Consider the following 3924-nt stretch of genomic DNA (forward strand, 5'->3'; position numbering starts at 1 on the left):
TTGGCAGCGATGACCCTGCAGTAGACGCTGAAGTTTTGGCCCTTGCAATGAGCTCTTATCAGCAGCTTGGTTTGAAATCGTTGAAACTCGTTTTAAATAGCTTAGGTGACTTAGAAAGCCGAGAAGCCCACAGGAAGGCTTTAGTCGACCATTTTGATCCATATCGAGAAGAATTATGCGCCGACTGCCAGGTCCGTCTTGATCAGAATCCGCTACGCGTCTTGGATTGTAAAAAGGATCGGGAGCACCCTGCCATGGAAACTGCTCCATCTATACTTGATTATTTGAATGAGTACTCAAAAGATTATTTTGAAAAGGTGAAAGGATTCCTCGATGTAATGGGAATTGAGTATGTCATTGATCCTAATCTTGTGCGCGGTCTGGATTATTATAATCACACAGCGTTTGAAATTATGAGCGAGGCAGAAGGATTTGGTGCAATTACGACTCTAAGTGGAGGCGGACGATATACCGGACTTGTACAAGAAGTCGGCGGCCCGGAGACCTCGGGTATAGGATTTGCTATGAGTATCGAACGCTTATTAATGGCTCTTGAAGCTGAAGGAGTAGAGCTTCCAATTGATGAAGGATTGGATTGTTACATGGTAGCTCTGGGGGAAGAAGCTGAAAAGGCGGCCGTTCGATTGACTTATCAATTGAGAACAGCCGGAGTACAAGTAGACAAAGACTATCTGGGTAAAAAAATGAAGGCTCAATTCAAAGCCGCAGATCGTCTCGGATCAAAATACGTTCTCGTCCTTGGAGATCGAGAGCTTGAAGATAATGTTGTTAATTTAAAAGACATGACAACGGGAGAACAAAAAGAGGTTTCTCTTGATGAGATTGTTGACTATATGAAAGAAAAGCTGACAGGAGGCGAATAAAATGGAACGAGTGAAATGCGGTTCGTTACGTAAAGATCACTTAGAACAAGAAGTGACATTAAAAGGATGGGTACAAAAGCGTCGTGATTTAGGCGGTTTAATCTTCATCGACTTAAGAGACCGTTCCGGGTTGGTTCAAGTTGTTTTCAATCCTGAAACTTCTCCAGAAGCCTTGCAAACGGCTGAAATGGTTAGAAGTGAATACGTTCTCGAAGTACAAGGACAAGTAGTAGCCAGGGATTCTCAGACGGTTAATGAAAACTTAGCTACAGGGGACATTGAAGTAGTGGCGCAGGAGGTTAAAATTCTAAGTAAATCCAAAACGCCTCCTTTCATGATTGAGGAGCAGTCAGAAGTATCGGAAGACCTCCGTCTCAAGTATCGCTATTTGGATTTAAGACGAAGAGAAATGCAAGATACCTTCAAGCTTCGCCACCAGACGACCCAGGTGATCCGTAACTTTCTGAACAACGAAGAGTATCTTGAAATGGAGACACCAATGCTGACAAAGAGCACACCAGAAGGAGCGCGTGATTACTTGGTTCCTAGTCGTGTCCATGAAGGAGAATTCTATGCATTGCCACAGTCTCCTCAGCTGTTTAAACAGCTACTTATGATGTCAGGGTTTGAAAAGTATTATCAAATCGCCCGTTGCTTCCGCGATGAAGATTTACGAGCGGATCGCCAGCCTGAATTCACTCAAGTCGATATTGAAACATCCTTCATGTCTAAGGAAGAAATCATGTCTATGACAGAGCGCATGATGACGAAAGTGATGAAAGAAGTGAAGGGCATAGATATCGAAACACCATTTCCTCGTATGGCTTATGAGGAGGCGATGGAACGCTTCGGTTCTGACAAACCGGATACTCGTTTCGGGCTTGAACTTGTTAATATCTCAGAGGAAGTCAAAGATTCAGGATTCAAAGTATTCAATGGCGCTGTAGCTTCTGGAGGCCAAGTGAGTGCTTTAAATGTGGAAGGAAAAGCTGATGATTTCTCAAGGAAAGACATTGATAAACTAACCGAAGAAGTGAAGGTTTACGGGGCCAAGGGGCTGGCCTGGCTGAAAGTAAAAGATGGAGAATTCAATGGTCCAATCGCGAAGTTCTTTGAGGAAGCAGAGGCTGCTTCATTGAAGCAAAAACTACAGGCTAAAGATGGAGACCTGCTATTGTTTGTGGCTGATAAAACATCTGTTGTTCATGACAGCCTTGGTGCGCTTCGCCTGAAGCTAGGACGTCAGCTCGGATTGATCGATGAGACTCAGTTCAACTTCTTATGGGTCACAGATTGGCCGCTGTTTGAGTATGACGAAGAAGAGGGACGCTACTATGCAGCACATCATCCATTTACAATGCCAGCGGAAGAAGATATCGATAAGCTTCAGACGAATCCAAAGCAAGTCCATGCAGAAGCCTATGATATTGTTCTGAATGGCTATGAGCTTGGAGGAGGATCGCTTCGTATCCACCAGACAGAACTTCAGAATCAGATGTTCGAGGTGCTTGGTTTCAGTAAAGAGGAAGCACAGGAACAGTTCGGGTTCTTACTGGAAGCACTTGAGTATGGGGCACCTCCTCATGGAGGCATCGCACTTGGATTCGACCGTTTCATCATGTTACTTGCTGGCCGTACAAATCTCCGGGATACGATCTTGTTCCCTAAAACGGCGTCTGCTGCAGATCCGCTTACAGATGCACCAGGGGCCGTCGATACAAAGCAGCTAGATGAACTTCATTTGCAATTGAAGCCAAAAAAACAGGACTAAATTAAGAACTTTTAATCTGTATCTAGTTCTTGATAAGGTAATGTAAATATGCTATGATTGCCTTACAATTAAATGACCAATCCTGATGTGTACGTTGTTTGAATGTACGTTTTGACCGAACATTTTTGAGAAGGGAGCCTGGTGTTTTCACATGGAATGCAAGCCTCTTAACCATCACTGATGGGAGGACGCAAGAAGTGTGAAACAGGGCACCCACCTGCCTGGAGCGGGTTCAAAACTCATTAAACACAACGGCACGATTGGGATTGGTCTTATTTTTTGCTTAAAAAGAGGATTTCCATTATAGGAAATCCTCTTTTTGATATGGTTATTAACGAGCTACATTCTCAAGATTGCCATTCTTCTCCATGCGGAATTGTGGTTTGGCATATTCTTGATCATCAAACATGACCATTTTACGTGCTCTGTCCATGATTTGGATCAGGGACTGATAGTCTTCGGACATCGACTCTAATTGCCTGTTCAATTGACGGTTTTGTTCCGTTAAGGCTTTATTCTCATTTTCTAAATAGGTTATTTGTTCTTTGACAGAATCGCTGATTTTCGTTTCTTTTTGTAAATCTTTTAGAAAACGAATCACTTGGGAAAGATTCAGTTCAGCTTCGTAATTGTTTTCGTAATTGTTGGCCGCCGGTACGTGGTAAGTAACAGCTTCCTTCTTTTCAGGCAAATGAGGGATTTGTTCCTCTTCTTGCTCTGGCTGGTAACTAATAGAACGGGTAGCTTCTTGGTAAACAGGCTGCTGCTTGGCTTCTTTTCGTTTCTTTTCTTTCCGTTGTTTCTTCGCAAGCTCTACGGCTTGTTCATACTTTTGACGAACCTCTGCATTCCAACGGAATCCACAGGCGGCAGAGGTGCGGTTTAGTACATCACCGACTTCATCAAACGCTTTTAACTGTGTGCTTCCTTCACGAATATGTCGGAGAACGGTTTCGGCTAATAATAAATCGTCTTCATGAGACCATGCATCTTGTCTTACTTTAGGCATCAATTTCACTCCTGTTATCTTTCCTGGGTAAGAAAGTAGAATGATTGTTTAGCAGCAAAGAGGAAGTCAGGTATCTATGACGATAAACCTGTATAATGACTGATCCTCCTTAGCGAGAAACGCTTCACTGTAAGGTTTATTGGATCTGTAAGGACACCTTTTAACTTTTTCTTACCTAGAAAAGTAGTTTTTCAGATTTAGTCGTAGTGTAGCCAACAGGAGTGCGAAATATACTTAAGTGGATTTCTGTTTTTTTATTT

Annotated in this window: 3 protein-coding genes and 1 other RNA gene; 3 read left to right on the forward strand and 1 reads right to left on the reverse strand. The window is 42.9% G+C overall.

The features are described 5' to 3' along the window. The 3 genes from hisS to ssrS form a co-directional block, all read left to right on the forward strand. Positions 1 to 884, forward strand: an 884-nt coding sequence (gene hisS / locus LD39_RS08425) for a histidine--tRNA ligase (protein WP_035545154.1), incomplete at its 5' end; no start/stop codon positions are given. A gap of 1 nt (position 885) precedes the next feature. Beyond that, positions 886 to 2655, forward strand: a complete 1770-nt coding sequence (aspS, locus tag LD39_RS08430; RefSeq protein WP_035545155.1) for an aspartate--tRNA ligase — start codon at positions 886 to 888, stop codon at positions 2653 to 2655. Positions 2656 to 2731: 76 nt separating this feature from the next. Then, positions 2732 to 2926, forward strand: a non-coding RNA gene (ssrS, locus tag LD39_RS22050) — 6S RNA. 60 nt (positions 2927 to 2986) lie between these two features. Here ssrS and LD39_RS08435 read toward each other — a convergent pair. Continuing rightward, positions 2987 to 3664: an RsfA family transcriptional regulator gene (locus tag LD39_RS08435; protein ID WP_035545157.1), complete on the reverse strand. Its 678-nt coding sequence runs from the start codon at positions 3662 to 3664 to the stop codon at positions 2987 to 2989. Between the last annotated feature and the right edge of the window lie 260 nt (positions 3665 to 3924).

It is taken from the genome of Halobacillus sp. BBL2006 (assembly GCF_000786645.1).
In the GTDB taxonomy this organism is placed as follows: domain Bacteria; phylum Bacillota; class Bacilli; order Bacillales; family Halobacillaceae; genus Halobacillus.